The organism is Pseudolysinimonas sp. (assembly GCF_031389465.1).
In the GTDB taxonomy this organism is placed as follows: domain Bacteria; phylum Actinomycetota; class Actinomycetes; order Actinomycetales; family Microbacteriaceae; genus Pseudolysinimonas_A.
On sequence record NZ_JANMSQ010000061.1, the window covers coordinates 1 to 4,152 of the forward strand.

Annotated in this window: 4 protein-coding genes; 1 reads left to right on the top strand and 3 read right to left on the bottom strand. The window is 67.6% G+C overall.

Annotation, left to right across the window (positions count from 1 at the left end; genetic code table 11):
- The coding region (locus RMO30_RS02385; RefSeq protein ID WP_309709026.1) for an APC family permease at nucleotides 1-1,995 on the bottom strand (1,995 nt) is incomplete at its 3' end.
- A 100-nt stretch (nucleotides 1,996-2,095) separates the two neighbouring features.
- Here RMO30_RS02385 and RMO30_RS02390 point away from each other — a divergent pair.
- Nucleotides 2,096-2,734: a hypothetical protein gene (locus RMO30_RS02390; protein WP_309709016.1), complete on the top strand. Its 639-nt coding sequence runs from the start codon at nucleotides 2,096-2,098 to the stop codon at nucleotides 2,732-2,734.
- Nucleotides 2,735-2,750: 16 nt separating this feature from the next.
- Here RMO30_RS02390 and RMO30_RS02395 read toward each other — a convergent pair whose 3' ends face one another.
- Nucleotides 2,751-3,377 (bottom strand): PadR family transcriptional regulator, encoded by a 627-nt coding sequence (locus tag RMO30_RS02395; RefSeq protein ID WP_309709019.1) that lies wholly within the window; start codon nucleotides 3,375-3,377, stop codon nucleotides 2,751-2,753.
- The coding region (locus tag RMO30_RS02400; protein WP_309709023.1) for a DUF4097 family beta strand repeat-containing protein at nucleotides 3,374-4,152 on the bottom strand (779 nt) is incomplete at its 5' end. The genes RMO30_RS02395 and RMO30_RS02400, both read right to left, overlap by 4 nt.

The following is a 4,152-nucleotide window of genomic DNA, read 5'->3' on the forward strand; positions in this document are numbered from 1 at the left end:
CGGCTTGGCGCGGGGCCCCACCTTGTGTGGCTCGCGCTTCACGGGCTTCGGTCGCACCGGCTCGCCACGACGATCCTGACCGGGCAGCGGTCGCGAGCGGCGGCCGTAGATGAGATCGGACGAATCGAGCAGCCACGGCACGAGCGTCACCGCGACACCGTGGACGAGCATCAGCTTGTGCCGGATGCGTCCCGCCTTGTGGTTGTGCAGCAGGCGCTCCCACCAGTGGCCGACGATGTACTCCGGCAGGTAGACGGTGATCACCTCGGAGCCGTGCTTGGCACGCCGGTCCTTGAGGTACTTGATGAGTGGCGCGCTGATGTCGCGGTAGGGCGACTCGAGGATGTGCAGCGGCACCTTGATGTTCTGCGACGCCCATTCGAGGTCGAGCCGGTCGGCCCCCTCGTCGTCGATCGCGATGTGGACGGCCTCGATCGACTCGTGCCGCGCGGCGATCGCGTAGTCGAGCGCTTTGAGCACGGGTTTCTGCACGCGCCCGACCAACACGATCGCGTGGTCACCGGTCGAACCGAACGTCGTTTCGGCGTCGGGCTCGATCTCCTTGTCGACATCCCGGTAGTAGCGGTTCACGCCCAGCATGAGGAACCAGAGCACCGGCATCACGACGAAGACGATCCAGGCTCCGTGGGTGAATTTCGTGATCGTCACGATGATGAGCACGCTGAGCGTCATCGTCGCGCCGATGAGGTTGATGGTCAGGCTGCGGATGATTCCGCCGCGTCCGTCGGCGCCTCGCCGCAGCAACCGGATCCAATGCCTGACCATCCCGCTTTGCCCGAGGGTGAACGCGGTGAATACCCCGATGATGTAGAGCTGGATGAGGGTGGTCAGGTCGGCCTGGAACACCACGAGGATGGCGATCGCGGTGATCGAGAGGGCGATCACCCCGTTGCTGAAGATCAGCCGGTCGCCGCGGGTGGAGAGCGCTTTGGGGGCGTACTTGTCGGCGGCGAGCACCGAGCCGAGCAGCGGGAACCCGTTGAACGCGGTGTTCGCCGCGAGCAACAGCACCGCGGCCGTGGCGCCTTGGACGATGAAGAACGGCAGGGTGAAGTCGCCGAATGTCGCAGAAGCGATCTGCGCGATGAGGCTGCGTTGTGGGTCAGTGGTGCAAGCGGCTGCGGCCTCGTAGGCAGTCTCGGTGCAGTCGAGGTAGCGCACGCCGGTGATGATCGCGACGGCCACGAGCCCCGAGAACAGCACGATCGCCGTACCGCCCATGATCATGAGGGTGCGTTGAGCGTTCTTGATCTTCGGACGGCGGAATGCCGGCACGCCGTTGGCGATCGCTTCGACGCCGGTGAGGGCCGCGCAGCCGCTCGCGAACGCGCGCAGGATGAGCAACACGAACGCCGCCTGGGCGAGACTCTCGCTCTCGAGCTCCAGGTCGACGCTCTCAGCGATGGGGGCGTCACCGAGCAAAGTGCGCACGAGGGCTGTCACGAGCATGACGCCGATCGACCCGATGAAGAGATAGGTCGGGATGGCGAACGCCGTGCTCGACTCGCGCACGCCGCGCAGGTTCATCGCGGCGAGGATGACGACGGCCCCGACCGCGAGCCAGACCCGGTAGGGGTCGAGGAACGGCAGGGCCGAGATGATGTTGTCGACGCCCGAGGCGACCGACACGGCAACCGTCATGACGTAGTCGACGAGCAGTGCGGCCGCGACGATGAGGCCAGCCTTCTCGCCGAGGTTCTTGCGAGCGACCTCGTAGTCGCCTCCGCCGGACGGGTACGCCTTGATCAGTTGCCGGTACGAGAGCACGACGACGAGCAGCAGGACGACCACCGCGAGCGCAACCCAGGGACCGTAGGCGATGAACCCGAACCCGCCGATCAGCAGGATCATCAGCAGTTCTTGCGGCGCGTAGGCGACCGACGAGAGCGGGTCGCTCGCGAAGATCGGCAGCGCCAGGTGCTTGGGCAGCAGTTGACCCTCGAGCTTGTCCGACGGCAGGGGCTCCCCGATCAGCAGGCGTTTGGCCAGCCCGCCGCCCTCGGGAGTGTCGGCGCGAGACTTGTCGGCAGGCTCCTCATCAGGCACGCGCACACGTTACTCCTATGATCGTGCGGTGACGAGAACGCGGCGACGCCGGTGGCCATGGGCGGTCGCCGCCCTACTCGCGCTCGCCATGACTGCGACCGGGATCGTGATCGTACCGATCCTCACGCACGTCGATCAGGGCGACGCGAACCAGCAGGTCGGCGACGAGGAGTGGCCCCTCGCGGCGACCGCAACGGGCGACGACGGACGCACGCGCCAGATCGAGATCATCGCGGTCGAGCCCGGCGGCACGGTCGACACTTCTGCCCTGTTACCGGGCGACAGGTTCGTGGTGAGCGGGACCGGCTACGACCCGGCACGCGGCATCTACGTCGCGATCTGCGCAATCCCCGACGACCCGTCCCTGAAACCCGGCCCGTGTCTCGGCGGGGTGCCCGCCCAGGAGGCCGTCGAGGTCGAGGAGGGAACGATCCAGTTCGCCCCGAGCAACTGGATCAACGACGCCTGGGCTTGGCGGCTGTTCGGCGCCCGCTCGTACGACGACCGCGATTCGGGCACCTTCACCGCCTACCTCGAGGTGCCACCGACCGCCGACGACAAGGTCGACTGCCGCGACGTGGCGTGCGCGCTGTACACCCGGAACGACCACACCGCGGCAGGCGACCGAGTACAGGATGTATACATCCCGCTCGGCTTCGCCGGTTGAGCTCCGACCGCCCCGGTCAGCCGCGCAACTGCTGAACGAGTTGTCGCCGCAGGTCGGTCAACCCGGTGGTCAGTAGGGTCACCGTCTCGGTCGAGAGGGTGCCCGACGCCGCGGCCGCACGCAGTTCCTCCCGCACGTCGCCGCGGAACTCGGTGAGCGCAGCTTCGGCCTCATGCAGCTGAAGCCGGGATGCCACGCGGGGGTCGCTGGTGGCGTTGCGCGTGGTCTCGCGCGCGACGTTGATCGCCTCTGACCTCGCCTCGCGCGCCGCCGCGGCGAGGTCGGCTTTCAGCGTGCGCATCGCGTCGTTGACTGAGGCGCGCACTTCGTCGGCGAGGCGGCGCACCGAGTCGGTGAACTCCGTCTCGATGCCATCGAGTTCGGGCTCGCGCGCGACAAGTTCGGCGCGCCCGGCGTCGGTGATCGCGTACACCGTCTTGCGGCCGTCGGCCTCCTTGGTGACCAGACCCTCCTCTTCGAGCTTGCCGAGGCGCGGGTAGATGGTGCCGGCGCTCGGAGAGTAGGTGCCGCCCGACTGGTCGGAGAGCGCCTGGATGATCTCGTAGCCGTGCATCGGGCGGTCGACGAGCAATCTGAGGAGGTACAGGCGCAGGTGGCCGTGGGCGAAGACCGGAGGGCTCACGGCGTGGGCGCCTCGGCCGGCGAGCCAGCCGCGGCGTCGGCGCGCGCGACGTGCAGCACGCTGATGTCGCCACTCACCGTGTTCGCTCGGAAGTCGGTCCATCGACCTTCGAGCACGCCGGTCTTTCCGGTGAACTTTCCGCGCACCCGCAGGGATGCGTCGTCGAGCTGCAGCGTGCCGGCGACGGTGTTGATCGCGTACGACGTCGCAACGTCGGCTTCGAGTCGCGCGGTGACGTTGCCGCTCACGGAGTTGACCTTGATGACGTCGGGGGTGTCCGCAAGGTCGAGGAAGACGTTGCCGCTCACCCCGTCGCTTGAGAACGAAAGCACCGACCCGGTGGCGGTGATGTCCCCGCCGACGGTGTGCGCGGCGATCCGGCCGTGGTGGTTACGGGCGCTCAGTTCGCCGTTCACCGAGTTCAGTTGCAGGTCGCCAACAATGCCGTCGGTCGCGAGATCGCCGTTCACAGTGCTCAGGTCGGCGTCCGCATGGAGGCCGCTCACCAGAGCGGTCGCGCTGACGACGCCGAGTTTCAGGGACACCTCGCGCGGCACGAGGATGCTGACGTCGGCCCGCGCTGCGCCGGGGCGGAAGTTCCGGAAGACGTCGAGCCAGTTCTCCCAGGAGAGCTGCGCGTGGTCGATGTCGAGCGTCTCACCCTCAGCGGTGATGCGGAGGTCTTTGCCGCTCACGCTGTGCACCTCAACGCGCACGACTGGTTCGTCGTGGGCGATTACGTCGACGTGGCCCGCGACGAGGCCAACCTTGAGCT